The sequence below is a fragment of the Kitasatospora sp. NPDC017646 genome (assembly GCF_044329365.1).
Classification (GTDB): domain Bacteria; phylum Actinomycetota; class Actinomycetes; order Streptomycetales; family Streptomycetaceae; genus Kitasatospora.
On record NZ_JBIRJC010000005.1, the window covers coordinates 144540 to 169829 of the forward strand.

Genomic DNA, 25290 nt, shown 5'->3' on the forward strand with positions numbered 1-25290 from the left:
GCCCGGTTTTTCCCCCGCCGGGTGCGCCGGTATCGGCTTCGGTTCGCCCTCCGAGACGTAGGTTTGCACACCTCGGGAGCGCCCCGCAACGGCCGTGCGATTAGATGGGAATGGCGGCCGATAAAGGAGTGGTTATCGATCCGTATTCGGCCTGCCGGCGCCCGTTCCGGGCGCACCGGGATATCCCCGGTGCATCGCCGCCGGATTTCGGTTCCCGACGGGGACGGCCGCGGTCGGCCGTCGCTGCGGGACGGATCCCCGCCCTTACCGGAAGTCCGGCACCGGGCGCGGATCGAGGAGCGGTGCCCAGCCCTCGTCGGAGTGCCGGTACGTCCACCGGGGCCCGCCGCGCACCAGGCCGGCCAGGGCCGAGAGCAGCCGTTCGACGTGCTCGGCGGTGGTGCCGAGGCCGACGCTGGCGCGCAGCGCCCGGCCGGCCCCGGCGGCGCCGCCCACCAGGGAGTGCACGGCCTGGTGGGCGCAGAACGCCCCGTACCGGATGCCGATCCCGTGCTCCGCCGCCAGGGCGGTGGCGAGCAGCTGTTGGTCGACCGGTCCGCCGGCCCGGTCCACGACGCTGAACGACACGACGCCGATCTTCGGGTGGTCCGGGTCCCACATCCCGAGCAGGCGGACTCCGGGGATCTGCGCCAGGCCCTGCCGCAGCCGGGCGGCGAGCGCCTGCTCGTGGGCCGTGATCGCGTCCCACCGCGCCGTCAGGGTGTCGCAGGCGACGGCCATCGCGTGGGCGCCGACCACGTTCGGCGAGCCCGCCTCGTGCCGGTGCGGCAGGTCCGCCCAGGTGACGGTCTCCTCGCCGGACTCTTCGGCCACCAGCGCGGTCGCGCCGCCGCCGGCCAGGTACGGTGCGGCCTCGGCCAGCCAGGCCGGTGTCCCCACCAGGGCGCCGGCGCCGAACGGGGCGTACAGCTTGTGGCCGGACAGGGCCACCCAGTCCACCCCCAGCGCGGTCACGTCCAGCGGCCGGTGCGGCGCCAGTTGCGCGGCGTCGAGCACCACCCGGGCGCCGTGGCCGCGGGCCACGCCGGCCAGTTCGGCCACCGGCCAGACCTCGCCGGTGACGTTGGAGACGCCGGTCAGCACCACCAGCCGTGGCCCGTCCGGCGCGGCGGCCAGCGCCTCGTCGAGCCGGCGCACCGCGTCCTCGGGCCGGCTCGGCACGCCGAGCCGGCGGAGTTCGGCTCCGCGCCAGGGCAGCAGCGCCGCGTGGTGGTCCGTGGAGAACCGGAACACCGTGGTGCCCGGCGGCAGCGCGCGGCCCAGGAGGTTCAGCGCGTCGGTGGTGTTGCGGGTGAACAGCACCGCGGCGCCGGGCGCGGCCCCGACGAAGCGCCGGACGGCCGTCCGGGCCTCTTCGTAGACCCGCGTGGACACCGCGGAGGTGAACCCGGAGCCCCGGTGGACGCTGCTGTACCAGGGCAGCAGCCGGTTCACCCCGCGCTGGACGGCGGTGAGGCACGGTGCGCTGGCCGCGTGGTCGAGGTTGGCGTGCGGCACCCGTCGGCCGTCGAGCAGCGGCACGGATAAACCGGCGCCGACCACGCCGGGAATGCACTCGGTATCGGAGTTCAGAAATGAGTCCGTCTTCATGCCGGCCCCCGTGATTATCACTTTGGCATGGTTTGCGCGGAACTGATCGGGCGAAAGTGAGCGGACGATTCCCCTTTGTGTGCCTCGTGCGCCTTGTGGGCTGTGCCGCGCCGGCGCGTGCTCTTGCGTCCTACGGGTGGCTCGCCTCGCCGCCCCCGCGCTAGAGTGAAGGCTCATGCTGTCATTTGTGCGCCGATTCGGTCAACGTTTCATTCATAAGGCATGCGCAAGCAGCGGTAGATTAATCATTATGAATCATGGGGGATGTCAGCCATGGACGACCCGACCGTGCACCAGCTGCGACTTCTGCTCACCCTGGCCGAGGAACTCCACTTCAAGCGCGCCGCCGCCCGGCTGTACCTCACCCAGCCGGCCCTGAGCCAGCAGATCAGCGCACTGGAACACCGGCTGGGCGTACAGCTCTTCACCAGAACCAGCCGGCGCGTCGAACTCACGGCGGCCGGCGAGTCCCTGCTGCCCATGGCCAGGAAGGTCGTCACCGCGATGGAGCACCTGCGCAACGCGGCGTCCCGCACCAAGCTCGGGGACGGCCGGCTGCGCATCGGCGTCTGCGAGAACGTCGCCCCGCTGGAGGCGACGCGAGCCGTGCTCGGTGCGATCAGCTCGCTGTACCCCTGTCTGGGCCCGGAGATCCGGATCTACGACTTCGCCGACCCGATCACCGCCCTGGAGAGCGGAAGGATCGACGCCGCGTTCGTCTACCTGCCCGTACCCGAGGGCTTCCACAGCCAGCCGCTGACCACCGAACCCCGGATGGTCTGCGTCGCCAGCTCGGACCCGTTGGCCGCCCGTTCCTCCGTCAGCCTGGCGGACCTCGCGGGCCATCCGGTCGTCAGCCTGGCCTCCGAGATGTTCCAGGAGGGCCGCGACTACTGGGCCGCCGCTCCACGCCCCGACGGCACCCCCGTCCACTACACCGACCACCAGGTCAGCAGGTTCGAGACCCTCCTGTCCGTCGCCTCCTTCGGCGGCGCGATCGCCTTCGTCCCCTCGGCCGCGGCACGCCTCTACCCCCGGCCCGACCTCCGCTACCTCCCGGTGGACGACCTCCCGGACTGCACCCTGGGCATGGTCTGGTCCGCCGCGGACCGGGCCAAGCCGCACATCGCGGCCCTGGAGGACATCTGCCACCAGCTCCGTCAACAGGGTGTGCTCCAGGGGGACATGCAGAGCCTCACCCGTCTCCTGGACATGGAGTCGGCCTACTGCTGACCCGGGTGTCGCGGAGTGCGGGGCCCGGCCCCCGGGGGCCGGGCGCGGAGTCAGTCAGCGGGCCGGGGGGCCGGTTCGGCGGTCGCGGTGCGGCGGGCGACGGCGGGGCCGAGGAGGAGCTGGCCGACGGCGGCGAGCAGGCCGATGCCGGCGCAGGTGAGCCACAGGGCGGAGGAGCCGTGGTCCAGGAGCCAGGCGCCGGCGACCGGCGCCGGCAGGCCGCCGAGGGACCAGGCGAAGCCGTAGGCGCCGCTGTAGCGGCCGCGGAGGTGGGGCGGGGCGAGGGCGACGGCGGTGGCCGCGCTGGCGCCGGTGAAGGCGATCTCGCCGAGCGACCAGATCACGGTGGTGGCGCTGTAGCCGAGGGGTGAGGCGGCCAGGGCGTTGAGGCCGAAGCCGAGGCCGACCAGCACCGTGCCGGCGGTCAGCACCCGGTTGGGGTCGGCCCGGCCCAGCCGTCCGACGGCGAGGGGCTGGACGATGCTGATGACCACGCCGTTGACGGCCATGGCGGTGCCGAAGGCGGCGGGCGACAGTCCGTCGGCCCGCATGGCGAGCGGGAGCGTGGAGACGGTCTGCATGTAGACGAAGGCGTAGCCGCCCGTGATCAGGACGAAGGCGCACATCACCCGGTCCCGCAGCACCGCGCCGAAACCGGAGGTGCGCGGCCCGGCCGCGGGCGGTGCGGTGTCCTCGCCGACGGCGAACCAGACCATCAGCCCGAAGGCGGCACAGGTGGCCGCGTCGACCCGGAACAGCCAGCCGAAGCCGAGGCCGACCAGCGCCCCGCCGATCAGGACCCCGGCGGTGTAGCCCAGGTTGACCGCCCAGAACAGCAGGCTGTAGGCGCGGGTGCGGTGCCGTTCAGGGACGAGGTCGGCGACCAGCGCGCTGGAGGCCGGACGGTAGACGTCGATCGCCAGGCCGAGCGCGAACAGCTCGACGCCGAAGGCGAGGAGGCCGCTGCTGGCGGCGATGGCGACCATCAGGGCCGCGCTGGCGAGCATCCCGCCGAGCAGCGTCGCGCGCCGGCCGAAGCGGTCGGCGAGCCAGCCCGCGATGAGCTGGGAGAACAGCATGCCGACCGCGAAGACCGTGAGCAGGGTGCCGGCCGCGGCTGTGGAGAAGCCGCGGTCGGTCGTCAGGTACAGCGCGAAGAAGGGCTGCACCATGGTGCCGACGCGGTTGACCAGGGTGCCGGCCCAGAGGGCCCAGAAGGCCCTCGGCATTCCGCCCAGACCGGCGCGCAGCCGGGGTGCCGCGGATGCCGGTATCCACGTCAACAGCTGTGTCAGCACTCGGACGTCCTCCTCGGTTCACGAACGGCGGGCGACCCCGGGGGCGTCGGGCGGACCGGCGGCCCCCGGGGCATCGGCGACGGGTCGTCAGGACCGGACGTGCACCCGGGTCAGGTTGGGGAAGGAGTACAGCGAGCTGATGAACAGGCCGCCGACCTGCGGGCCCACCAGGGAGAACTGACGCTTGTAGAACACCGGGATCAGGGGCGCGTGCTCGGTCATGATCCGCTGGTCCAGCTCGGCGTACCCCTCGGCCGCGGCGGCCCGGTCGGGCTCCTTGCCCAGTTCCGCTAGACGCCGGCTGATCTCGGGGTCGTCGAAGTAGGAGAGGTTCATGTTGCCCGTCTCGGTGAGCCGGTCCCCGCGGAAGAGCACGTCCATCACCCCGGCCGGATCCGGGAAGTCCGGCCCCCACACGCCCCAGATCAGGTCGACGTCGGTGTCCCGGCGGCCGACCGTGCTGTAGTAGGCGGCCCGGTCGACCGGGACGAGCTCGATCTCGAAGCCGGCCCGCTCCAGCCCGGCCTTGACCACCGGCGCGAGCTTGCGCAGCGGGGCGATGTCCTGGAAGGCGTACCGCAGCTTCGGCACCTCCTTGCCGGCCAGCAGCCGCTCGGCCTTCTCCGGGTCGCCGTTCGGACCGGCCGGGTAGGCGTCGTACGGGCGGTAGCCGGGCAGCAGCGGGGCCAGGATGGTGGTGGCCGGCTCGGCCGCGGCCGGGCCGCCCGCCGCCTCGATGTAGGAGTCGCGGTCGAAGGCGTAGATCAGCGCCCGTCGCACGTCGGGGTCGGGCACCCGCTGGGTGTTGATGTAGATGTACATCGCGTAGGCGGTCGGGCCGTCCAGGACCCGCTCCAGCTTCCCGGGGTCGATCTGGATGGCGAGGATGTCAGCCGGGGCGACGTCGGTGGTGGCGATCGAGGTGGCGTCGGCGGCCGCGGGCTCGGCCAGGCGCCGGGTCTGGGCGGTGCGGTCGACGCCGAACGTCCAGCGGACCTCGTCGACGTACTGGCGGCGGATCGGGTCGGTGGCGGGCGACCAGTGCGGGTTGCGCTCCAGCACGATGTACTCCCCGGGCTGCTCCTCCTTGCGCCGGTAGGGGCCGGTGGACAGCCAGGAGGTCTCGTACTCCGCGCCGGGGGCCCGGTCGGCCGGCACCGGCGTGGTGGTGGTCGTCGCCGCGAAGAACGGGAAGTCGGGGTGCGGCTCGGCGAGCCGGAAGACGATGGTCCGGGCGTCGGGGGTGGTCACCCCGGGCGCGGGCCGGCCGTCGTGCCCGGGGCCCCGGTAGGTGCGCTCGGGGTCGAGCGCGCGCTGGATGAACTGCGGTCCGTAGTCGCCGAGTTCGGAGAAGGAGCGGGCGACGGCGTGGGCGACGTCGGCCGAGGTGATCGGGGTGCCGTCCTCGAAGGCCAGGCCCTCCCGCAGGGTGTAGGTCCAGGTCAGCCCGCCGTCGACGGTGCGTCCGGCGTTGGTCGCCAGGTCGCCGACGAGGGTCAGGACGCCGTTGTCCGGGTCCTCCTGGTAACCGGTCAGGGTGCGGTGGAAGAACGCCGTGGCCACGGCGAGGGTCGTGCCGATGTACGTCTGGGCCGGGTCCATGTGCTCGGGCGGAGCGTCCGCGAGCAGGGTGACGCTTCCGCCCCGCCTGGCGCCCGGCACCTCGGAGGCGGGTGCGGTCGCCACTCCCTGGTGGTCGATCACGAGTCGCTGGCCCTCCGGGAGCGGGGTGCGCTCCCCGTCCAGCACCGGTGCGAGCAGTTCCGGGGAGTCGCCCTGGTTGGTCACGGTCGATCGGTCCTTCGTTTCCGGGTCGGCGTGCTGCCGACGAGGGTGGGGTACGGGTGAGGGGTCCGGGCCGCGGTTCAGTCCCGCGCCGCGGCGTCGACCGCGCTGAGCACGGCGGCCAGGTCGAGGCCCAGTTCGGCGAGGACGTGCTCGTGGTCGCCGCCGTGGGACGGCCAGTCCTGGCCGGCGTTGACGCCGCGCACCGCGCACCGCGGGAGCAGCAGGGCCAGTGCCGAGGCGACGCCGCCGGCCGGGCGGTGCTCCTCGACGACGACGAACCGGGAGTGCCGCCGGGCCAGCACCGCCGCGGCTTCGGCCAGGTGCTCGTGGTCCAGGTAGCACAGGTGGGCGTGGGCCAGCTCGGGGCGCCGCTGCCGGGCCTGCCGGCACAGCTCGGTGCCGACCTCGCCGACCGAGACCAGGCAGACGTCCGTACCGGACCCGCCGGCCGGGCCGTCCCAGCGCACCGTCGGCACGTCCTCCCCGGCGGGGTGCAGTCCGACCGGGTTGGCGTTGCGCCCGGTGCGGATGTAGTGCGGGCGGCCGGACGACGCCGCGGCGCGGATCACGGCCCGCATCTCGGCCTCCCCGTAGGGCGCGGCGATCACCACGCCCGGGACGCCGGACAGCACCGCCAGGTCCTCCAGGCAGTGGTGGGTGGTGCCGAACCAGCCGCCGGAGACGCCCGCGTACGGGGCCACCACGCTGACCCCGGCGTTGAGGTAGCCGAGGCCGAGCTTGAGACTCTCCGCCGCCCGCAGGGCCGCGAACGGCGCGAAGGTGCTGACGAAGGGCCGGAAGCCCGCCATCGCCAGCCCGGCGGCCATGTCGATCATGGCGCCCTCGGCGATGCCCAGGTTGAAGAACCGGTCGGGGTGCTCCTCGGCGAACGGGTGGCGGCGCCCGCCGAGGTCGGCCTCCAGGCACAGGATGCGCGGGTCCGTCCGGGCCAGCAGGGTCAGCTCCGCCCGGTAGGCGTCCCGGCCGGAGAGCACGGCGGGGGCGGCGGACCCGGCGGGCGCGTCCGGCTCCGCCGGCCGCACCTGAGTGGCAGTCATTTCACGAACCGCTTCCACTTGGCCGCCCGCGCGGCATCGATGGTCACATAGTGGGATCCGGCCCTGCCCTCGACCGCGGGCACGCCCTTGCCCTTGACGGTCGCGGCGACCACGGCGAGCGGCCGCCCGTCCGGGGCGCGGTCCGCGGCGAACACGGCGTGCAGCTGCGCCAGGTCGTGCCCGTCGACCTCCACGGTGTCGAAGCCGAAGGCCGCGAACCGCTCGACCAGGTCGGGCAGCGGCGAGATGTCCGCGACCAGCCCGTCGTTCTGGCCGCCGTTGCGGTCCACCACCAGCACCAGGTTGCCGATCCGCTGGGCCGCCGCGACCTGGCAGGTCTCCCAGATCAGCCCCTCCTGGAGCTCCCCGTCACCGACCACGGCCACGCCGAGTCCGGGGCCGCCGGACAGCCGCCGGGCCAGTGCCCAGCCCGCCGCGTACGGCAGTCCGTGGCCCAGGCTGCCGGTCGGGAAGAGCACCCCGGGAACGGCGTGGTTGGGATGGCCGGTGAAGTGGTGCCCGGGGTCGGCGTACAGCGGCGCGGGGTTCTCCGGCAGGACGCCGCTGACGTGCAGCGCCGCGTAGAGCGCGGCGGCGGCGTGCCCCTTGCTGAGCACCACGCGGGTGCCCTCGTCCCGCCCGGCCCGGTGCAGCGCGGCGATCAGGACGTCCGTCACCGAGAGGCTGCCGCCGAGGTGGCAGCCTCTCGGTCCGGCGGCCATGTCGATGATCAACCGGCGTGCCTCGCGGGCGCGTTCGGCGAGCAGGGCCAGTACCTCGTCGGTACCGGCGGCCGGCCTCGCGCCGTCCAGCAGGACACTCATGACCGCTTCCCCTCTCCCTGTTCGTTGCGGTCGGTCGCGGCGGGCCGGGACGCGAACCACCCGGCCACGGCGTCCGCCAGCACTCCGCGGGCCGCCCGGTACTCCTCGGCGGCCACGTGCTCCCGGTCGGTGTGGTCCAGCGCGGCGTCACCGGCGCCGTAGGCGACCATCGGGACGTCCCGCCAGGTGGTGGCCAGGGTGTTCATGTCCGAGGTGCCCTTCTTCACCAGGAACCTCGGACGCACGCCGGCCTTGGCGAAGGCCCGGCCGAAGGCCTTGGCCAGCGGGCTGGTGCGGCCGCCGCTGACTCCGGGCGTCGCCCGCAGTTCCGTCACCTCGACGCCCTCGCCGGCCTCCTGCGCCGCCGCGGCCCGGAGCGCCGTGAGGTCGGCCCCGGGCGGCACCCGGAAGTTCAGCACGCCGGTGGCGCGCTGGACGCCGCGGTCGGCCTCGGACTCGACGCCGATCACCGCGTCCAGCGCGGTCGGCGCGACCTCCAGCACGGCGGTCCTGATCCGCTCCAGCGCGCGCAGCAGCGCGTCGGGAGCCGACAGGGCGTCGTACCCGGCCGAGTGACCGCTGCTCACCGTCGCGGCGATCCGCAGCTTGAACAGGCCGAAGTAGCCGATGGTGAGCGCGCCGGAGCCGCTGGGCTCACCGACCACCACGGCGTCCGCCGGGTAGTGGTCGCGGACGTGGAAGGCGCCCCTGGAGGAGGAGATCTCCTCCTCGACGGCGCCGACCACGCGCAACTGCCCGTCCGCCGGGACCTCGGCCGCTGCCAGCACCTCCAGGAAGGCGACCAGCGAGGCCTTGGCGTCCACGCTGCCCCGGCCGTGCAGGGTCCCGCCGTCCCAGTGGGCCGGCCAGTGGAACGGCACGGTGTCGAGGTGGCCGAGCAGCAGCAGCCGCCGGGGCCCGTCGCCGCGCACCGCGACCAGGTTGCCGGCCTCGTCGATCCGGGCGTCGATGCCCCGTTCGGCGCACCACTGCGCGAGGTGGGCGGCGAGTTCCCGCTCGTCCTCGGAGACCGAGGGGATCTGCACCGCGCGGCTGAGGAGTTGGAGGTCGGGGGCGGGTTCCCGGGTGCGCCAGAAGCGGGTCCAGCCGTCCGGGCGGCCCAGGGTGTGCGGCCCGGTGATCGCGACGTCGGCGCTGCCGGCCAGGGCCAGCTCCGCGGCCCGGACCTTCTGGCGCATCCGCCCGCCGGCGTACCCGCCCGCCTCGCCCGCGTGGGCGTGCCGGAGCGTGGAGCCGGGGTCGGCCGGGTCGGTGAGCAGCCCGGCGGATCCGGTGACCAGCCGCAGGTGGTCGGCGGCCACCGCGTTGGACACCTCGGCGGCCAGCACGTCGGCGTCCACGTTGAGGGCGGCGCCGCCGTCCACGTCGAGGACGGGCGGGCTGACGCAGACCACGTCGAAGGCGTCGAGCAGGGTGGTGAGGCGCTCGGCGTCGACCGCGGCCACCACACCCGCCCGGTGGTCGCGCACGATGCGGGTCCGGCCGTCCGCGACCACCTTGAGCGGGCGGTTGGCCCGGCCGGAGACCAGACCGGTGCGGGCCGCCACGCCGGTGAACACCCCCAGGCCGCGGGCGGTCAGGCCGGCCTCCACCAGCGGGAGGGTGAGCTGCTCGTAGGCGGCGATCACGTGCGGGACCTCGGCCGGCGACATGTGCCGGACGCGGTCGCCGTTGGGCAGGTCGAGCCACGGGATCGACCGGCCGACGGCCTCGTAGTGCCGCTCGATGCCGGCCGCGCCGCCGGCCACCAGGAGGACCCGGGCGCCGCGGCGGGACAGCTCGGCGACCTCGTCGAAGATCCCCGGGTGGTCAAGGGTGCTGCTTCCGAGCTTGAGGACGTGCAGCGGCCGGGTCATGGCGCCACCGCGGTGAACGGCAGGCCGGTCGCCTCGGGCAGGCCGTGCAGCCGGTTGAAGGTCTGCACGGCCTGCCCGGCGGCGCCCTTGAGCAGGTTGTCCAGCGCGGCCACGGTGACGCAGCGGCCGCCGCGCACGGAGACCGCCACCTCGGCCACGTTGGAGCCGATCACGGACTTGAGCATCGGGAAGTCCTGCGGGGACCTCGGCGAGGGCCGCAGCCGGACGAACGGCGTACGGGCGTAGGAGGCGGCATAGGCCCGCCGGACCTCCAGCGCGGTGACGCCGGGGCGCAGACGGCTGTAGGCGGTGACGAGGATGCCGCGCGGGGTGTCCAGGCTGTACGTGGAGAAGTGCAGCTCCGGCGCGGCGCCCGCGTAGTCCGTCAGGGCTTGGACGACCTCCGGCGCGTGCCGGTGGCCGAACAGTTTGTGGACCCGGAAGTTGCCCGCCCGGTCGGCCGGGTGCTCGGTCGAGCCGCGGCCCGAACCGCTGGAGCCGGTCTTCGCGTCCACCACCACGTCGTCCTCGACCAGGCCCGCGGCGAACAGCGGGCGCAGCGCGTAGACCGTGGTGACGGCCATGCAGCCGGGCAGGTTGACGAACCGGTCCCGCGGTACGTCGGCGAACTCCGGGACGTGGTAGGCGAAGGGCTCCGGCCAGTCGGCCGAGGCCGGGTAGTGGGCCGCCGCCTGCTCGGGGTCGCGCAGCCGGAAGTCGCCGGCGAGGTTCAGCACGCGCCCGGCCCGCTTCGCCACAAGGCCCATCCGCGGGGGCAGTTGACCGCCCGGCAGGCAGCCGAAGGCGACGTCGACCTCGGGCAGCTCGTCGAGCGGACGGAACGTGAGCTTCGCGGCGGCCGGGTGGTTGCGCAGCCAGGGGAGGACGGCGCCGACCGTCCGGCCCGCGCTGCGCTCCGAGGACAGGAAGGCGAGTTCGGCGTAGGGGTGGTCGAGCAGCAGCCGGATCAGCTCCGCCCCGGTGTAGCCGGTGGCGCCGAGCACGGCGACGGTGACCGGCCGCCCCTGCCGCGCCCCCGCGGGGGCGGTCTGCTCAGCCAAGGCGGGCCGCCCGTTCCTGCGGGCGCGGGTACTCGCGCTCGGTGGCCAGCTTGCGGATGGCGTCGGGCCGCCGGGCGACCTTGGTGAAGGCGTCCGCGTAGCGTAGGGCCCGCTCGTACTCGACCGGGGAGCGCAGCTCGCGGCAGAGCACCAGGGTGCTCTCCAGCATGGCGAGGACGTTCGGGAAGTCCTCCGGGCGGTGGTCGCGGACGGCCTGCGGGTTCAGGGTGAACGGGTAGCCGCCGCCGAAGCCCTCGCGGTGCCGGAACGGCAGGTGGCAGGGGATCGGGGTGTTCTGCCACTCGCGGGCCGGCACGCCCTCGGCCACCAGCAGCTGGTGGACCGCCTCCTTGACGGCGTGCACCGGCAGGTCGCCGAGGCCGACGGCCTCCGGGTCCAGGGTGATCCGGTACATGTTGTACGCGTGGGTGCTGCCCTGTGGGACGTGCGGCGGGCGGAACAGCCCGGTCTGCGTCAGGGCCTCGCCGAGCAGCGCGGCGTTGCGGGCGCGGACCGCGTCGTAGTAGGGCAGCCGGCGCAGCTGGCTGCTGCCGAACGCGGCCGCGATCCAGGACATCCGGTAGTCGATGCCGTGGCGCTCCAGGTACTCCTCGGCCCGCTGGTGGGCCTCGTCGGTGGCGAAGAAGGCGATGCCGCCCTCGCCGCCGAGCGGGAAGTTCTTGTCGGCCATCAGGCTCTGCCCGGCGGCGTCGCCGAGCGAGCCGGCGACCGCGCCGCCGAGGGTGGCGGAGTGGGCGTGCGAGGCGTCCTCCACCAGGGCCAGGCCGTGCCGGTCGGCCAGCGCCCGCAGGGCGGGGACGTCGGCCGGCAGGCCGTGCACGTGGACGGGCATGAGCGCCCTGGTCCGCTCGGTGACGGCGGCCGCGGCGGCCCGCGGGTCCATGCAGTAGGTGAGCGGGTCGATGTCGACGAAGACCGGGACGGCCTTGGCGGCGACCACGGCCTGGGCGGTGGCGATGAAGGTGAAGGCCGGGACGATCACCTCGTCGCCCGGCTGGACGCCGGCGCCGATCAGGGCCATGTGCAGGCTGGACGTACCGCTGGCGGTCGGCAGTGCCCGGTGGGCCCCGACGTACGAGCGGTAGGCCTCGGCGAAGCCGTCGACGACCTTCTCGGGGCTGCTGCGCTGGGACAGCAGCATGGTGAAGACGTCTTCCTTGGTGATGACCGGGAAGACCGTCCGGCGCAGCTCCTTGGGGATGATCGCGTCGCCCCCGAACTCGGCGAGCTGGGCGTCGAGTTCGTCGGCGCTGGGCAGCGGCAGGGGGGCCGAGGGGAAATCGGTGATCACGCGGACGCTCCTGACGGGGCCGACGAGGAGGCCTGCTGGACGGCCATGCGGATGCAGGCGGCCACGAGCGGGCTCAGACGGTAGTTGAACTGGACACCGGGGACGAGGTCGGCGTCGGCCTCTTCCTGGGTCCACATGGTGCGCAGGTCGTAGGCGCCGAAGATCTTCAGCCGCTCGGCCCTGGCCCAGATCCGGGGATCGTCGGTCAGGACGGCGGCCGCCGGGCCGAAGCCGAGGCCGGTGAGGTCCACGACCAGGGCCGGGGCCGGCTCGACGCCCTCCGGGCGGGCGAGTTCGCGCAGCCGGTCGGCGTTCTCGCCGTCCAGCGAGATCCGGTCGAAGGCCGGGCGGCCGTCCGCTCCTTCGCGGACGGTGACGCCCAGCCAGGCGACGAAGGCCGCCGTCCTCGGGTCGAGGCCCGGGAGGTCGGCGGAGTCGCCGTGGCCGATCCCCTGGCCGGCCAGCGCGGCGTGCACGGCCGCGGTGCCGCTGTTCACCAGGACCGCCTTGGCGCGGCCGGTGGCCTTGGCCAACAGCCTCTCCAGCCCTGGCAGTTCGCGGTCACTCTTCTCGATGCTCATCACGGTCCCCGAGGTCATGACCCGGGTCAGTACGACCGCCGTGTCGAACAGTTCCATCGAACCTTCTTCTTCGGTGATGCGGGGCAGGGGGGCGGGCGCGGGGCCCGTCGGCCGGTCGCCGGTCGGCCCGTCAGGCGGGCAGCGCGCCGGCGAGGTGCGCCGCGAGCCGGCCGGCCACGTCGACGCCATGCAGGGCAGACGAGCGGGCGAACTCGGGGTTGGCGTTGACCTCCAGCACGCCGAGTTCGCCGGTGGCGCGGTTCTCGATCAGGTCGATGCCGTAGAAGCCGTCGCCGAGCAGGTCGACGGTGGCGAGGCAGAGCTTGGCCATCTCGTCGGTGATCTCGGCCCGTTCGACCTCGGCCCCCAGGTGGGTGTTGGTCCGCCAGTCCGTCGAGACGCGGCGGAACGCGACCACCGGCTCCCGGCCGACGATCACGACCCGCAGGTCGTGGCCCGGCTTGTCCACGTACTCCTGGACGAGCACCGGGAAGAGCTTGCCGGCCGCGTCGACCGACTCGCGCGCTCCCACCCAGCTGTCCAGGCACTCCTCGTCGGACAGCCGTACGACGCCGCGGCCCCAGGAGCCGCTCACCGGCTTGACCACCGAGGGCCAGCCGATCTCCTCGACGGCCTCCCGCACCTGGTCGTGGGTGAAGGCGTGCAGGGAGCGCGGGTGGCAGATCCCGTGCCGGGCGAGCAGCAGGGCCTGGAGGCCCTTGTCGTTGCAGATCTCGATCGCGGCGGCGGTGTTGAAGGTCGGCACCCCGGCCTGCTCCAGCCGCCGGGCGGCGCCGATCGCCTCCCGGTGCGAGAGGTTCCTGAGCACCGCCAGCCGGGGTGCCGGCACCCGGCCGGACAGGATCCCGGCCAGGTCCGGCACCAGCGCGGTGCGGGCGGTCAGTCCCTGGGCGCGCAGGGCGTCCAGGAGCTGCCGCTCCTCCGGGCGGAGCATGGTGAGGGACAGCAGGACGTCGACGGACTCCGGGCTCATTCGCCCCAGTCCTCCTCGACCTCGGGGGCGAGCTCGACCCGGACGGTGGCGTCGGACTTCTCGACCACCTCGTGCTCCTGGCCGCAGGAGTCGCAGGCGACGATCTCGCCGACCTCCCAGTCGGCCAGGATCTCCAGGGCGCTGTCGCAGACCAGGCAGGCGGTAGCGGGTGCGGTTACGGACATGGTTCCTCTCCAGGGGTTCGTGGTGCCGGACGGTGCGGGTTGTTAACGGTGCGGGGTGGTGCTCCGGCTGCCGGACCGGTCAGCCGGCGGGGTGCGGGTCGACGACGACGCGCACCTGGTCGGCGAAGGTCTTGGTGGCCCCGTCGACGGACTCGTCGAGCGGGACGTCGACGATCAGGGAGGCCGAGCGGTGGCCCGAGTCGACCTGGTCGTCGAGCAGGTCGCCGACGCGGCGCCCGACCAGGACGCCGCGTAGCGCCGCGGGGGCCTGCGGGGCCAACGGGGTCAGGACGGGCCAGCGGTCGTCCCGGACGATCCAGGAGACCTCGGCGCCGTCCGCGGTGACGTCCGCCAGCCGCCCGTGCGGGTGGTCGACGAAGTGCTGGCGGGCCCGGCGGCGGGGCTCGGGGTAGCGGGTCGGGAGTCCGAGGGCCAGGTCGACCATGGCGGGCTCCACGCCCTCGCCGGTGGCCAGCTCCCACAGGAAGGTGATGGCGTCGCCGGGCAGCCGCGCGGCCACCTCCATCAGCACCACGCCGTCCTCGGTGAGCCGGTACTCGGCGTGGGTGATGCCGTCCTTCAGCCCGACCCGGCGCAGGACCTCGCGGTTGGCCTCGACCAGCGCGGTGCGCGAGGCCTCGTCCAGGACGGCGGGGGAGGTGTGCTCCACCTCGGTGAAGAAGGCGCCGCCGGACTCGTTGCTCTCCTTGCCCGTGACGCCGGACCAGAGCACCTCGCCGCCCTGCACCAGGGCCTCCACCGAGAACTCGGGGCCGACCACGCGGCTCTCCACGAGCGCGATCTCGTGCGGGGCCAACGCGGCCAGCGCCGCCGTCAGCTCCTCCTGGTCGTGCACCAGGCGCACCCCGGAGCTGTAGAACCGGCCGGCCGGCTTGACCACGGCGGGCAGCCGCTCCGCCGGGAGGGTGAAGCCGGCCCGCTCCTCGGCCGGAACCGTCTGCCAGGACGGCGCGAAGGCCGGGGCGGCGGTGCGCTGGAGCAGCTTGTTGCGGCAGATCAGCGCGGCCTGGGAACCGCTGCCCGGCAGGCCGAGGACGTCGGCGAGGACGCCCACCGGCTCGACGAACACCTCGCCCACCGAGATGACGCCGCGGACCCGGTAGCGGCGCAGCAGCGGCTGCACGGCGGGCGCCACGGTGGCCACCTGGGCGTCGGGCACCTGGACGACCTCGGCGAGCCCGGACAGCGGGTGCCCGGCGTCGGCCCGCAGTTCGGCGAGCCGGTCAAGGTCGGTGTCGCGGCTCACCACGGCGAGCGGGGCCAGGCCCCGGCGCCGGGCCTCGGTGATCAGCCGGCCCTGGCGGGCGAGGACCACGAGGTCGCCCATCAGGAGCAGGGCGTCTGGGCGGCCCTGCGGATCGGGCTGGGGGCCGGGCTGGGACTGCGGATCGGGCTGGGACTGGGCAACGGTGGGCATGGCGGATCGTCACTTCCTGGGTTGGGGGTTCAGCCGGCCCGGGGCGGGCCGCTGGATCGGAGGGGCGGCAACGGTCGCGGACGCCCTGGGCCCCTCCGGGAGCGGAGCTGCGTCACACTCCGTCAGCGACGGCGGCGACGGGCAGGGGCGCGTCCGGGACGGCCTCGGGGTCCTCGTGCCGACCGCCCTCGCCGTCCGAGCCCGACCGGACCAGGCTGACCGTGAAGACCAGCCAGCCCGCGACCAGGGCGACGGTGGCGAGCAGCAGGGCCGTCCGGGCGCCGAGCCAGGTGCCGGCCCAGCCGCCGAGCGCGGCGCCGATGCCGATGGTGCCGAAGGCCACGAAGCGGTTGGTGGCCGAGGCGGGCGCCAGCAGCGTGTCCGGGGTGGTCCGCTGCCGGGCCGTCAGGCTGAAGATGTTGAAGACGGTGAGGCCGAGCCCGTACAGGACGAAGGCGGCGGTGCACACCGTGGCGGTCACCAGCCTGGGTCCGGACACCAGCGGGATGACCAGCGGTGCGACGGAGGCCAGTCCCATTCCGGTGATCAGCGTCCGGGCCGCCCCGAACGAGCGGCCCAGCCGGGTGGCGAACAGCGATCCGAGGACGGAGCCGGCCCCGCCGACGGTCATCGTCAGGCCCAGCAGGCCGGGGGAGAAGTCGAGGTCGCGCACCGCGTGGACGAGGTAGAGGGTGAGGACGGCCTGTTCGAACAGGTTGAACCAGGCGGCCTGGAGGGTGAGCCGGCGCAGCAGCGGCACCCGCCAGGAGAAGCGCAGCCCCTGCCCGATGAGTCGGAGGATGCCGGGCCCCTGCCCGGACCCGGCCGCCGGTGCCACCGGGACGCTCCGGTGGCGGATCGTCAGGAACGCCCCCACGGCGAACAGGTAGGCCACGACCCCCAGGGTCAGCGAGGTCGGTCCGCCGAGCGAGCCGAGCAGGATGCCGCCCAGCCCGGGCGCCGCGACGGTGGCCAGCGCGTAGGTGGTCTCCAGCCTGCTGTTCGCCACCACCAGCCGGTCGCCCACCACCAGGACCGGCGCGTAGGCGAGGGCGCACACGTCGGCGAAGCAGGTGATCGCGCCGATCGAGAAGACCACCGCGTAGAGCAGGTAGATGCTCAGCCAGTGGAAAACGATCGCCAGCGGCACCAGGGCCAGCAGCAGCGCGTTGACGGTGTTGGCGGTGATCAGCGTGGGCCGGTGGGCGCGCCCGCTCAGCCAGGCCCCCGCGAACAGGGTGAAGACCAGCAGCGGCAGGAACTGGGCCGAGTTGAGCAGCCCGACCTCGGTCGACCCCGCGTTCAGCGAGACCACGGCCACCAGCGGGATGAGCAGGGTCATGCTCTTGCCCGCCAGGTTGGCGAGCGCCTGACCCAGCCAGAACCTGGCGAAGTCCGGGGTGACGACCAGTGCCGCGGTGCGGCTTCGGAGGTCGGAAGGCATGGCGGTCCCTTCGGACGGCGTCGGACGGCACCGGGCGGTGCGAGGCCGGGCGGTCGGTCGGTGAGGAGTGGTGCGCCGGCGCCGGTCGCGGGCCGGCGCCCCCGGCGCGGGGCCGGGCTCGGCGGAAGGCGGGGCCGGTGCTCAGCAGAAGGGCGCGAAGGCCTCGGCGACCACGGCCTTGGCGACCGCGCCGGAGGACTCGGCGAGCGACTTCAGCTCGGCGGCGTTGTGCGCGCGGATGTCGCCCGCGCGGCCCGCCAGGGCGCTGTCCTCGGCGAGGTCGAGCAGCCACAGGGGCCGCAGCTCCGCGCCGCGCAGCGCCTTGGCGTCGGCCGCCTCGATTCCCGCGTGGACCCAGCGACAGCCCGCCTCGGCGGCGGCCCGGATGGGCTCGTAGTAGACGGTGTTGAAGTACTCGCAGGCGTCCTTGAGCCGGCCGTAGTCGAAGCCGGCCGCGCGCAGGTAGAGGGTGTCGCCCCAGGCGTAGTAGAGGCAGAAGCCCACGGGGGGCTCGCCCTCGATGCCGCAGAACGCCACCTGGGCGGCATCGCCCATGGCCGCGGCCTGGCGCCGGAAGGACTCCGCGAGCACCGCCGGGTCCGAGGCGTGCCCGTACCGGGCCTGGGTGCCGACGAGCAGCTCGGCCGCCTCGACGTAGCACTCGCCGAGCGTGGACCTGGTGATCCGGTAGCCGGCGTCCCGGAAACGCTTGACGTCCCGTCGGACCATGTCGATCCGGCGCTTGGACGGCAGGCTGCGCAGCCACTCGTCCCAACCGCCGTCCGGGACCGGGATCCAGGCGTCGGCGGCGAGCAGCAGCGGCGGGCCGGCCGCTCCGGCGGCGCGCAGGGCCAGCACGTCGTCGGTGCTCAGGAAGAGGCCGAAGGCGGGCACCGGCCGCGCCTCGGGGGTGGAGGGCAGCAGCTCGGAGCCGGCCAGTTCCAGCCGGAGCTTCCCCAGGGCGTCGAACAGCGCGGCGGCCGCCCGGTCGCGCCCGACACCGGGCGAGGCGAGCAGGTGGGTCTGGTAGCCGCGGCGCTGTCCGAGCAGCAGACCGGCCTCACCCGCGCCGGGCAGGCCCAGCGCGGAGAGGTGGGACTGCCACTGGTAGAAGGAGTTGGGCTCGTGCTCGACCGCGGTGATCGCCACCGCCGCCGTTCCCCCGTCCCCCACGGGTACGTGCAGGCCGCCCGTGGCGGTGGTTCCGCCGATGTCCGTCGCACAGAACCGCAGCCAGTCGTGGGAGGAGTAGAGGCGGTTCCCGGTCAGGGCGTCCCAGGCCGTGGGTGGGAGCCCGCCGAGGACGTCCGCGAAGGGCGAGGTGTGTGACATGCGATGGGGTCCTGTCTGAAGAGGGCGGACGCTCAGCCGCGCCGGGCGGCGAGCTCCAGCTGCTGCACCCGGCTGCCGACCCGGGTGCGCAGGACCACACGCGGCGCCCCGTCGCCCGGGAGGACCTGGAGGGTGCGCTCCTCCGTCCAGCCGGCGAAGCGGAACTCCTGGTCGCCGACGTGCACCAGGCGGAACTCCGGCCGGCCGTCCAGGCTGAGCACCAGGTGCTCGCCGTCGCGCTCGACCGAGGCCGCCAGCTGCTTCTGCGGCTGGAGGAACTCGCCTTCGGTCTCCTCCCAGTTGGCGAAGGACTCGGGGAGGTCGAAGCGCACCAGGGAGGCCTCGGTGGCCTCCGCCGTCAACGGTCGACGGCCCCGGCTGAAGACGATCTCCGAGACGTCGACCCGGTCCCGCACCTCGGCGGGGAAGAGCTCGAAGAGCTCCTTGCTCGGCAGGGTGTCGATCACCAGGTGCACCCGGGTCTCCGTGCCCGTGTTCTCCACCCGGTGGACCTGACTGAAGTCGCCGAACCAGAAGGTGCCCGGCTGCCACTGCTGGAGCTTGCCCGCGATGTACATCCGGGCCTCGGTGTGGGTCAGGATCGGGACGTGCACCCGCGCGGTGCCCCACGCGACGCCGTACTTGTTGTCGAAGTGGTCGGCCGACCGGGCGCCGGGGCCGAGCGCCATCAGCCGGGCGCTGCGCAGCTCGGCGGGGATGGTGTCGAGCACCTCCGCCAGGTACGGCGCCTTCTCCAGCCACGCGGTGGGCTCGAAGTCCACCAGCGCCGGGCCGCCCGGGTCGGTGCGGTCGAGGTCGCCGCCGGGGCTGCGCAGCGGCAGGACCCGCCAGTCGATGGGCGCCTCGCCGATCACGCCGTCGGCGCCGTACGTCCGCTGGAGGTTCCAGGCCTGCCGGCGCAGTTCCGCGACGTCGGCGACCAGTCGCTCGACGTCGAAGTCGAGCGCCAGCCGCGCCGCCTCGGGCAGTCCGGGTACCACGTGCGCCTGCGTCGCCTCGGTCATCTCGTGCTCTCTCCTCTGGCCTTGGTTGGTGGACGTGCGGGGGTTGGTGGAGCGTCAGCCCCAGCCGGGGTCGCCGGGCAGGAGGGCGGTCACGGTGCCGACCGCGAGTGCGACCGCCGTCGAGACACGCAGCAGGAAGTAGAGGGTGGAACGCATCCTTGGCTCGCTTTCGTAGGGCCGACGGTTGTGACGGGAGTAAGCCTGCGGGCCGGGTGGGGTGCTCGGGGAGGCCTTCCGGGTCGCATGAAGTTGCACTGCAGCAAGGTGAGGTCGCGAACTCGGGAACAATATTCCAGGACATGACAAATCGGATGTTTTCCGCCAATCGGCCCGCCATCATGAACGCCCTGTAAAGAATTTCCCGAAACCTTTACCGGGCAACGCTTCCTGCTGATACTGAGGCCGATCCGTCGAACCGGATCCGTCATTGTTAGAAACGGTTAAAGGTCGATGGCCGGTTCGACTCGGATCACCTAGAGTTGGCGCCGTGAATTTGCCGAAGCCCGGATTTCCCGAACTCCTGCCTTCACTCGACGCCACAAGCGTCGCGATCTACAAGTACGCCCTGGAGGCCGGCGGACTGACCGTCGGCTCGGTCGCCGGCCTGACGGGCACCGACCCGGCGGAGGCCGAGGCGGTCCTCTCCGGGCTGATCGCCATGCGCCTGCTCCAGCCGAACCGCGACGGCTGGGTCCCCACGCACCCCGCCACGGCCCTGGCCACCCTGTTGGCGCCCGTCGAAATCGACATCCGGCTGCGCGAGTTGGACGTGGCCCGGGTGCGCGAGGAGGTCGCCGCACTCCTCCCGCTCTACGAGGAGCACAGCGCCGCCCGGGAATCGCCCACCACCACGATCGAGATCCTCGACAACCTCGAATCGGTGCGCTCGGCCCTCGACGCCGCCAGCGCCCAGTGCCGCGAAGAGACCCTGACCGCCCAGCCGGGCGGCGGGCGCCAGCAGGAGATGCTGGCCGAAGCCACCCCGCGGGCCCTCGCCATGCTCCAGCGGGGCCTGCGGATGCGCACCATCTACCAGCACACGGCGGTCTTCAGCGGGCCGACCCGGGACTACGTCAACGAGGTCACCCGCAAGGGTTCGGAGGTCCGGATCTTCGGCGAGGACTTCACCCGGATGATCATCTTCGACCGGCAGGTGGCCTTCATCGGCGACCGCACCCGGCCGAACCTCGCCCTGGTGATCCGCGAACCCACCCTGGTCGGCGTCCTGGCCGACGACTTCGAGCGGCTCTGGCGCTGGAGCAACCCCTTCCTCGCGGTGCCGCAGCGCATCACCCGGGACGCCGCCGAGGGCATGAGCAGCGCCAAGCGCACCGTGCTCCGGCTGATGGCCGACGGCCTGAAGGACGAGGTCATCGCGCGTTGCCTGGGCATGTCCGTCCGCACCTGCCGCAAGCACATCGCGGAGATCATGCAGGAACTGAACGCCACCAGCCGCTTCCAGGCGGGCTGCCGCGCGATGCAGCGGGGCCTGATCGACAGCGGCCCGCTGAGCGTCACTCCCGACGGCTATCTCCTGCCCGACGGCGGTGACCCGTCCGCGGATTCCCGCCCCGAATCCGCCGGCGAGCGGAATCGGGGCCACGCGGAGAATGCGTTCGGAGCCGCCCGCGTCCGGGTCTGACGCCACGGCGCAAAGCAGCGGCGGAGATCGGCGGTGCTCCGCTTCCCGTTCACGAGGAGATATTCCCCTCCTGACGGGCCATCACCCAGCCCCCCCTTGGGTCGGATATCGAACGGTCGGCGCTCCGGCGGCCGCGGAATGCCTGCCCGGGCGGAGCGCCGCCGAGAACGGAACGCGGCGTCCACCCGGGCCGCGACGGCCGAACGGAAGCCCGCCGACCCGCACACGGCGCAGCGGCGGGAGGCCGCGTCGACGATCGCGGGCAGGTCCTGCGCGCCTGCGCCCAAGTGCCGCGGGCTACTCGAGGGGCGCCTGCGGCATCGTGCCGGGGCAGAGTCGGCGCGGCTGCCCGTCACCCTTGAGCTTCGCGTCGACGCAGCCGCCCGGCAGCGCGCCGGGGCCGTAGGTGCTGGTGCCGAAGTTGGCGGTGACCTCGAGAACGCCGTTGCCGAAGCTGGTTCGCTGCACCTGGTGGTCCGCGCTCAGGTAGCGGAAGTCGGTCATCGGCTGAGTGCCGGCGGCCTCGTGCAGGGGCGCGAAGTACTGCTGGAGTGCGGCGAGTTGCCTGCCGTCGGTGTTCAGCGTCGGGCCGTTGAGGACCAGGTTCAGCGGGGTGTTCTGCAAGATCGCCTGCAACGCCCGGGTGGTCTCCAGCGCCGGGAACTTGGTGTAGGACAGCTCCCACCGGTCGAGGTTGACCTGGGCGTCGTGCAAGGCGGTCTCCAGCAGCGGGATCCGGTACGCCGGGTCGAACATGGCCTTGGTCAGATCATCCGGCAGGGTGACCGGTTTGAAGAAGACGCCCGGTGCGGTGGCCGGCGCGTAGCCGCCCCAGACCTCCTTGTCCTTCTCCAGTGGCCACAGCCCGTCCACCGGCGGGGTCAGCGAGCCGTGGCTGAAGGCGATGACCGGGCCGGCCCAGCTGTGCGCGGCCTCGGATCCGAGCACCAGTTTGTCGGGACCGGACAGTCGGCGCATCCGGGCGATCCGGTTGGCTTCGTCCTGCTGCTGGTTCATCGGGTGGTCGGGGCTGAAGTCGTCGTACAGCTCGCCGGCCGCGTCCACGTCCAGGAAGTAGCTGTTCGATCCGTTGGCGGTCATCTGCCGGGTGCGCTGGGCGAGGAACTCGTCGTGCTGCGCGAACGCCTGCGAACTGAGGTAGCAGCCGCGATCGTGGAAGCCCGCGAGCACGGATCCGTCCTGCCGGTGGATGCAGTAGCCCGGGTAGACCGGGGCCGGCCAGGCGGAGGTGGGGGCGTCGGCGGTGGCCGGGTCCTGCCCGTTGGCGAACGAGTCGTACGGGCCGACCAGGTAGCCCGCCCGCTTCGCGGCGGCCACCGCCTGTGCGTCCATCGGCTGGTCGTCGGCGTCGTAGCCGAGCCAGAGCCGGGACAGGCCCAGCGCCTGCATCTGCCGCACTCCCTGCGCGGTGCGGGCGCTGCCCCAGGCGTAGGCGTGGAACGCGCCGAGCAGCTTGCCGACCTCCGGGTTGGCGGCGATCTTGCTGCTCAGCGTGGCCAGTTGGCCCTGGTCACCGAGCCAGTGGCGGTAGTCCTGCGCAGGGGCGACCGGCGAGGGGGCGGTGAGGGCGAAGGTGACCGTGTAGTCCCGGGTGCCCGCCCGCTGGGAGAACGTGTGCACGGCGGTGCCGCGCAGACGGCCGTCCTGGGAGCCGAGGCCGAGTGAGGTGCCGATCGGCTGCGGCACCAGGTAGCTGAGACCCGCTCCGGCCAGCGTGTAACCCCACAACGGCATGCTCAGGTCGGTTCCGAGGCCGTAGCTGGCGCCGGCCACGCCGGTCCGGGTCGAGTTCCAGAACGGGTCGGCCACCGGAATGCCCAGACCCTCGCCGCGCGGCAGCTGCATCTGCGTGGCGGACGGATCGGTGCCGGTGACCGGCCAGGACAGCGTGGCGCCGTCGCGCTCGCTGTGCACGGTGACCTGGAGCCGACCGCGCACCGCGGCGGCGGTGACGCTCAGGCCGTGCTCCGGCAGCTTCCAACTGGCCGTACCGCCCTCGACGGTGACCGGGCCGGGCGCGCCCAGTGGCTGCGCGGCGGGTGCGGAGAGGGTCAGCGTCCGTTCGTCGCGGCCTTGCGCGGTGATGGCCAGCGAGTCGGTCCGCAGCTGTGCGACGCCGCCGTCCACCGGGATGTCCAGGAGGTTGCCGTGTGACCGGATCGAGAGGCCGGCGGGCGCCCGGCCGGCAGGGTGGGTGGTCGCCCCGTGGGCGGCTGACCAGCTCGCGTTGACGAGGGTGGCAGCGCTCACCAGCGCGAGCGCTGCCACCGTCGCGCGGCGGCGGGGGGTGCGTCGCGGGCGTTGCGGGTGGGGCGGCGGAGTGGAGCTCGTGGTCGTCATGCTGCGGAAGGATGTCGGAGGGTCATAAGAAGGTCTCTTATGAGGCGTCGGCGGGGCCGTGCCACGAACGGGCCGTCAGCGCGCCGACCGCCCTGGCGGACGCGCTCAGCCGGCCAGTGCCAGCCGGAACAGCGCGCCGCCGCCCGGGGCGTTCTCGGCGGTGAGGGTGGCGCCGTGGGCGCGGGCGATCTGACGGGCCATCGCGAGTCCGAGACCGGAGCCGGGCAGTGCGCGGGCCGCCGAGGCGCGGTAGAAGCGGTCGAAGACGTACGGCAGGTCCTCCGGCGCGATGCCGGGGCCGTGGTCGCGCACGGTCAGCTCCAGGCCGGCCGTGAGGTGCACCTCGACCGTGCCGCCCGCCGGGCTGAACTTGGCCGCGTTGTCCAGCAGGTTGGACAGCAGCCGGGCGCACCGTCCCGGCACGCCCGGGACGGTGCGCTCCCCGGCGGTGTCCACCAGGGTGAAGCCGATCGCGGGCCAGTGCTCGCGGGCGGCGTCCACGCAGCGCGCGACCAGCGCGCCCACCCGGACCTCCTCGAGCAGCGGCTGCGGCTCCTCGTCGCGGGCCAGCTCGATCAGGTCGTTGACCATGCCGGTCACCTCGCGCAGCTGGCGGCCCAGCGCGGAGGCCGCCCGCTCGCGCTGGCTGTCGGTCAACCGGTCGGCGCGGCTCAGGAGTTCGGCGTTGGTGCGGAGCGCCGTGAGCGGGGTGCGCAGCTCGTGCGAGGCGTCCGCGACCAGCCGGCGCTGGGCGGCCACGGACTGTTCCAGCTCGCCCAGCATGGTGTTGAAGCTGCCCGCCAGTCTGGTCAGTTCGTCCTCCCGGCGGCCGGGCGGCAGCTCGATGCGCAGACCGGCGTCGCGGGTGTCGGCGATCCGTTCGGCGGTCCTGGTCAGCCGGGTGACCGGGGCCAGTCCGGTGCGGGCGACCGTGTGGCCGAGCGCGGCGGCCAGCAGCACCCCGGCCGCGGCGACGGCCGCCATCAGCTCGCCGGCCTGCCGTACGCCCTCCTGCACGGTGTCGGCGCGCAGCGCCACCTGGACGGCCTGCCGGGTGCCGGCGGGGGCGGCGGTCATCGGGGTGGTGAGCATCCGGGCCGGGTGGCCGCCGATGGTGACGTCGGTGAAGTAGCCGCCGCGCTCGCGGGCCGCGATCCGGCGGGTGGCGGGCGTGACCGGCAACAGGTACGGCTGTGCCGGGTCCCTGGCCGGGTCGGCCGGCACGATCTGGGCGCACGCGGGAGCGGCCAGGTAGCCGCACTCGCCGTAGACCACCTGTGGTCCCTGGCCGCGGTGCTGCTGCTGGAGCAGGGTGGCCTGCTGGGTGAGGTGCAGGTCGAGCTGGTGCTCGAGCTCGTAGCGGACGACGGTGAAGGCCGCCGCGCTGACGCCGACGGCGACCAGCGCGACCGCGGCCGTGCAGGCCAGCGCCAGCCGGGTGCGCAGCGGACGGCGCCGGCGCCAGCGGGCGTGCGCCCTCACCGCTCCTCCAGCCGGTAGCCCACCCCGTGCACGGTGTGCACCAGCCTCGGCTCGCCGCCGGCCTCCAGCTTCCGTCGCAGGTAACCGATGTAGACCGCCAGCGAGTTGGAGTCGGGGCCGAAGTCCGAGCCCCACACCCGCTCCATGATCACTTCGCGCGGCAGCACCTGGCCGGGGTGGCGCAACAGGACCTCCAGCAGCGCGAACTCGGTGCGCGAGAAGTCCAGCGGGCGGCCGCCGCGGCTGCCGGTGCGGGTGACCGGGTCGACCACGAGGTCGGCGTACCGGTACTCGGCCTCCTCGACGGCCGGAGCGCTGCGGCGCAGCAGGGCGCGCAGCCGGGCGGTCAGCTCGTCCAGCGCGAACGGCTTCACCAGGTAGTCGTCGGCGCCCGCGTCCAGGCCGTCGACCCGCTCGCTCACCGAGTCGCGGGCGGTCAGCACCAGGATCGGGATCCGGTCGCCCAGGGCCCGCAACCGTCGGCAGACCGCCAGGCCGTCGAGCGCGGGCATCATCAGGTCGAGCACCATGGCGTCGGGCTGCCAGCGGGTCACCTCGCCGAGCGCCGCCAGCCCGTCGGCGGCGCCGCGCACCTGGTAGCCCTCGACCGCCAGCCCGTCCTCGACGGCGGCTCGCACCTCCGGGTCGTCGTCCACGACCAGCACCTTCTGCCCGTTGCTCATGCGGACAACCCTCTCAAACCGACTCTGAGAACTCTCTTACATCGGCTCGCCAGGCTGCCGG

Annotated in this window: 20 protein-coding genes; 2 read left to right on the top strand and 18 right to left on the bottom strand. The window is 73.7% G+C overall.

Features of this window, described 5'->3' with window-relative positions:
- Positions 1–264: 264 nt before the first annotated feature.
- A complete protein-coding gene (locus ACH4J0_RS10815; protein ID WP_396238447.1) occupies positions 265–1611 on the bottom strand; it encodes an aminotransferase class V-fold PLP-dependent enzyme in 1347 nt (448 codons plus the stop codon).
- Between the two features lie 273 nt (positions 1612–1884).
- Here ACH4J0_RS10815 and ACH4J0_RS10820 point away from each other — a divergent pair, with 273 nt between their 5' ends.
- A complete protein-coding gene (locus tag ACH4J0_RS10820) occupies positions 1885–2844 on the top strand; it encodes a LysR family transcriptional regulator (protein ID WP_396238449.1) in 960 nt (319 codons plus the stop codon).
- Between the two features lie 50 nt (positions 2845–2894).
- Here ACH4J0_RS10820 and ACH4J0_RS10825 read toward each other — a convergent pair whose 3' ends face one another.
- The 14 genes from ACH4J0_RS10825 to ACH4J0_RS10890 all read right to left on the bottom strand — a co-directional run bounded on the left by ACH4J0_RS10825 (position 2895) and on the right by ACH4J0_RS10890 (position 19061).
- Entirely contained in the window at positions 2895–4142 is a 1248-nt protein-coding gene (locus ACH4J0_RS10825; RefSeq protein ID WP_396238451.1) for an MDR family MFS transporter, read from the bottom strand.
- Between the two features lie 87 nt (positions 4143–4229).
- On the bottom strand, positions 4230–5930 hold the full coding sequence (locus ACH4J0_RS10830; RefSeq protein ID WP_396238453.1) for an ABC transporter substrate-binding protein: 1701 nt from the start codon (positions 5928–5930) through the stop codon (positions 4230–4232).
- 77 nt (positions 5931–6007) lie between these two features.
- On the bottom strand, positions 6008–6988 hold the full coding sequence (locus ACH4J0_RS10835; protein WP_396238455.1) for a transketolase family protein: 981 nt from the start codon (positions 6986–6988) through the stop codon (positions 6008–6010).
- Positions 6985–7812 (bottom strand): 1-deoxy-D-xylulose-5-phosphate synthase N-terminal domain-containing protein, encoded by an 828-nt coding sequence (locus ACH4J0_RS10840; protein ID WP_396238457.1) that lies wholly within the window; start codon positions 7810–7812, stop codon positions 6985–6987. Before ACH4J0_RS10840 ends, ACH4J0_RS10835 begins: the two co-directional genes overlap by 4 nt.
- A complete protein-coding gene (locus tag ACH4J0_RS10845) occupies positions 7809–9689 on the bottom strand; it encodes a M20/M25/M40 family metallo-hydrolase (protein ID WP_396238459.1) in 1881 nt (626 codons plus the stop codon). The genes ACH4J0_RS10840 and ACH4J0_RS10845 overlap by 4 nt, the downstream gene beginning before the upstream one ends.
- Positions 9686–10750, bottom strand: coding sequence for an N-acetyl-gamma-glutamyl-phosphate reductase (argC, locus tag ACH4J0_RS10850; RefSeq protein WP_396238461.1), 1065 nt, complete (start codon positions 10748–10750; stop codon positions 9686–9688). Before argC ends, ACH4J0_RS10845 begins: the two co-directional genes overlap by 4 nt.
- A complete protein-coding gene (locus ACH4J0_RS10855) occupies positions 10743–12062 on the bottom strand; it encodes a DegT/DnrJ/EryC1/StrS family aminotransferase (protein ID WP_396238463.1) in 1320 nt (439 codons plus the stop codon). The genes argC and ACH4J0_RS10855 overlap by 8 nt, the downstream gene beginning before the upstream one ends.
- Entirely contained in the window at positions 12059–12700 is a 642-nt protein-coding gene (locus ACH4J0_RS10860) for a DegT/DnrJ/EryC1/StrS family aminotransferase (protein WP_396238465.1), read from the bottom strand. The genes ACH4J0_RS10855 and ACH4J0_RS10860 overlap by 4 nt, the downstream gene beginning before the upstream one ends.
- Before the next feature lie 73 nt (positions 12701–12773).
- Positions 12774–13637: a RimK family alpha-L-glutamate ligase gene (locus tag ACH4J0_RS10865; protein WP_396238467.1), complete on the bottom strand. Its 864-nt coding sequence runs from the start codon at positions 13635–13637 to the stop codon at positions 12774–12776.
- A complete protein-coding gene (locus ACH4J0_RS10870; protein ID WP_396238469.1) occupies positions 13634–13822 on the bottom strand; it encodes a lysine biosynthesis protein LysW in 189 nt (62 codons plus the stop codon). Before ACH4J0_RS10870 ends, ACH4J0_RS10865 begins: the two co-directional genes overlap by 4 nt.
- A 79-nt stretch (positions 13823–13901) precedes the next feature.
- The gene (locus tag ACH4J0_RS10875) at positions 13902–15260 is read right to left on the bottom strand and encodes an acetyl-CoA carboxylase biotin carboxylase subunit family protein (RefSeq protein ID WP_396238471.1); all 1359 of its coding nucleotides are present in this window, start codon (positions 15258–15260) and stop codon (positions 13902–13904) included.
- Between the two features lie 112 nt (positions 15261–15372).
- Complete coding sequence (locus ACH4J0_RS10880) at positions 15373–16704, bottom strand: MFS transporter (protein ID WP_396238473.1); 1332 nt, start codon at positions 16702–16704, stop codon at positions 15373–15375.
- Positions 16705–16845: 141 nt separating this feature from the next.
- A complete protein-coding gene (locus ACH4J0_RS10885) occupies positions 16846–18036 on the bottom strand; it encodes a peptidogalycan biosysnthesis protein (protein WP_396238475.1) in 1191 nt (396 codons plus the stop codon).
- 32 nt (positions 18037–18068) lie between these two features.
- Positions 18069–19061 carry an aspartyl/asparaginyl beta-hydroxylase domain-containing protein gene (locus ACH4J0_RS10890; protein WP_396238477.1) on the bottom strand — a complete coding sequence of 331 codons (993 nt, stop codon included), beginning with the start codon at positions 19059–19061 and terminating at the stop codon, positions 18069–18071.
- Positions 19062–19548: 487 nt separating this feature from the next.
- Here ACH4J0_RS10890 and ACH4J0_RS10895 point away from each other — a divergent pair, with 487 nt between their 5' ends.
- A complete protein-coding gene (locus ACH4J0_RS10895) occupies positions 19549–20703 on the top strand; it encodes a LuxR C-terminal-related transcriptional regulator (RefSeq protein WP_396238479.1) in 1155 nt (384 codons plus the stop codon).
- A 297-nt stretch (positions 20704–21000) separates the two neighbouring features.
- Here ACH4J0_RS10895 and ACH4J0_RS10900 read toward each other — a convergent pair whose 3' ends face one another.
- The 3 genes from ACH4J0_RS10900 to ACH4J0_RS10910 all read right to left on the bottom strand — a co-directional run bounded on the left by ACH4J0_RS10900 (position 21001) and on the right by ACH4J0_RS10910 (position 25229).
- Positions 21001–23064 (bottom strand): glycoside hydrolase, encoded by a 2064-nt coding sequence (locus tag ACH4J0_RS10900; RefSeq protein WP_396238481.1) that lies wholly within the window; start codon positions 23062–23064, stop codon positions 21001–21003.
- 105 nt (positions 23065–23169) lie between these two features.
- The gene (locus ACH4J0_RS10905; protein ID WP_396238483.1) at positions 23170–24546 is read right to left on the bottom strand and encodes an ATP-binding protein; all 1377 of its coding nucleotides are present in this window, start codon (positions 24544–24546) and stop codon (positions 23170–23172) included.
- Complete coding sequence (locus tag ACH4J0_RS10910; RefSeq protein WP_396238485.1) at positions 24543–25229, bottom strand: response regulator transcription factor; 687 nt, start codon at positions 25227–25229, stop codon at positions 24543–24545. Before ACH4J0_RS10910 ends, ACH4J0_RS10905 begins: the two co-directional genes overlap by 4 nt.
- Positions 25230–25290: the final 61 nt, after the last annotated feature.

Bases quoted from the DNA above. Each gene is read 5' to 3' on its own strand.
- ACH4J0_RS10815 (WP_396238447.1), bottom strand. From the start codon at position 1,611: ATGAAGACGGACTCATTTCTGAACTCCGATACCGAGTGCATTCCCGGC.
- ACH4J0_RS10820 (WP_396238449.1), top strand. From the start codon at position 1,885: ATGGACGACCCGACCGTGCACCAGCTGCGACTTCTGCTCACCCTGGCC.
- ACH4J0_RS10835 (WP_396238455.1), bottom strand. From the start codon at position 6,988: ATGACTGCCACTCAGGTGCGGCCGGCGGAGCCGGACGCGCCCGCCGGG.
- ACH4J0_RS10840 (WP_396238457.1), bottom strand. From the start codon at position 7,812: ATGAGTGTCCTGCTGGACGGCGCGAGGCCGGCCGCCGGTACCGACGAG.
- ACH4J0_RS10845 (WP_396238459.1), bottom strand. From the start codon at position 9,689: ATGACCCGGCCGCTGCACGTCCTCAAGCTCGGAAGCAGCACCCTTGAC.
- ACH4J0_RS10860 (WP_396238465.1), bottom strand. From the start codon at position 12,700: ATGGAACTGTTCGACACGGCGGTCGTACTGACCCGGGTCATGACCTCG.
- ACH4J0_RS10865 (WP_396238467.1), bottom strand. From the start codon at position 13,637: ATGAGCCCGGAGTCCGTCGACGTCCTGCTGTCCCTCACCATGCTCCGC.
- ACH4J0_RS10870 (WP_396238469.1), bottom strand. From the start codon at position 13,822: ATGTCCGTAACCGCACCCGCTACCGCCTGCCTGGTCTGCGACAGCGCC.
- ACH4J0_RS10875 (WP_396238471.1), bottom strand. From the start codon at position 15,260: ATGCCCACCGTTGCCCAGTCCCAGCCCGATCCGCAGTCCCAGCCCGGC.
- ACH4J0_RS10880 (WP_396238473.1), bottom strand. From the start codon at position 16,704: ATGCCTTCCGACCTCCGAAGCCGCACCGCGGCACTGGTCGTCACCCCG.
- ACH4J0_RS10885 (WP_396238475.1), bottom strand. From the start codon at position 18,036: ATGTCACACACCTCGCCCTTCGCGGACGTCCTCGGCGGGCTCCCACCC.
- ACH4J0_RS10890 (WP_396238477.1), bottom strand. From the start codon at position 19,061: ATGACCGAGGCGACGCAGGCGCACGTGGTACCCGGACTGCCCGAGGCG.
- ACH4J0_RS10900 (WP_396238481.1), bottom strand. From the start codon at position 23,064: ATGACGACCACGAGCTCCACTCCGCCGCCCCACCCGCAACGCCCGCGA.
- ACH4J0_RS10910 (WP_396238485.1), bottom strand. From the start codon at position 25,229: ATGAGCAACGGGCAGAAGGTGCTGGTCGTGGACGACGACCCGGAGGTG.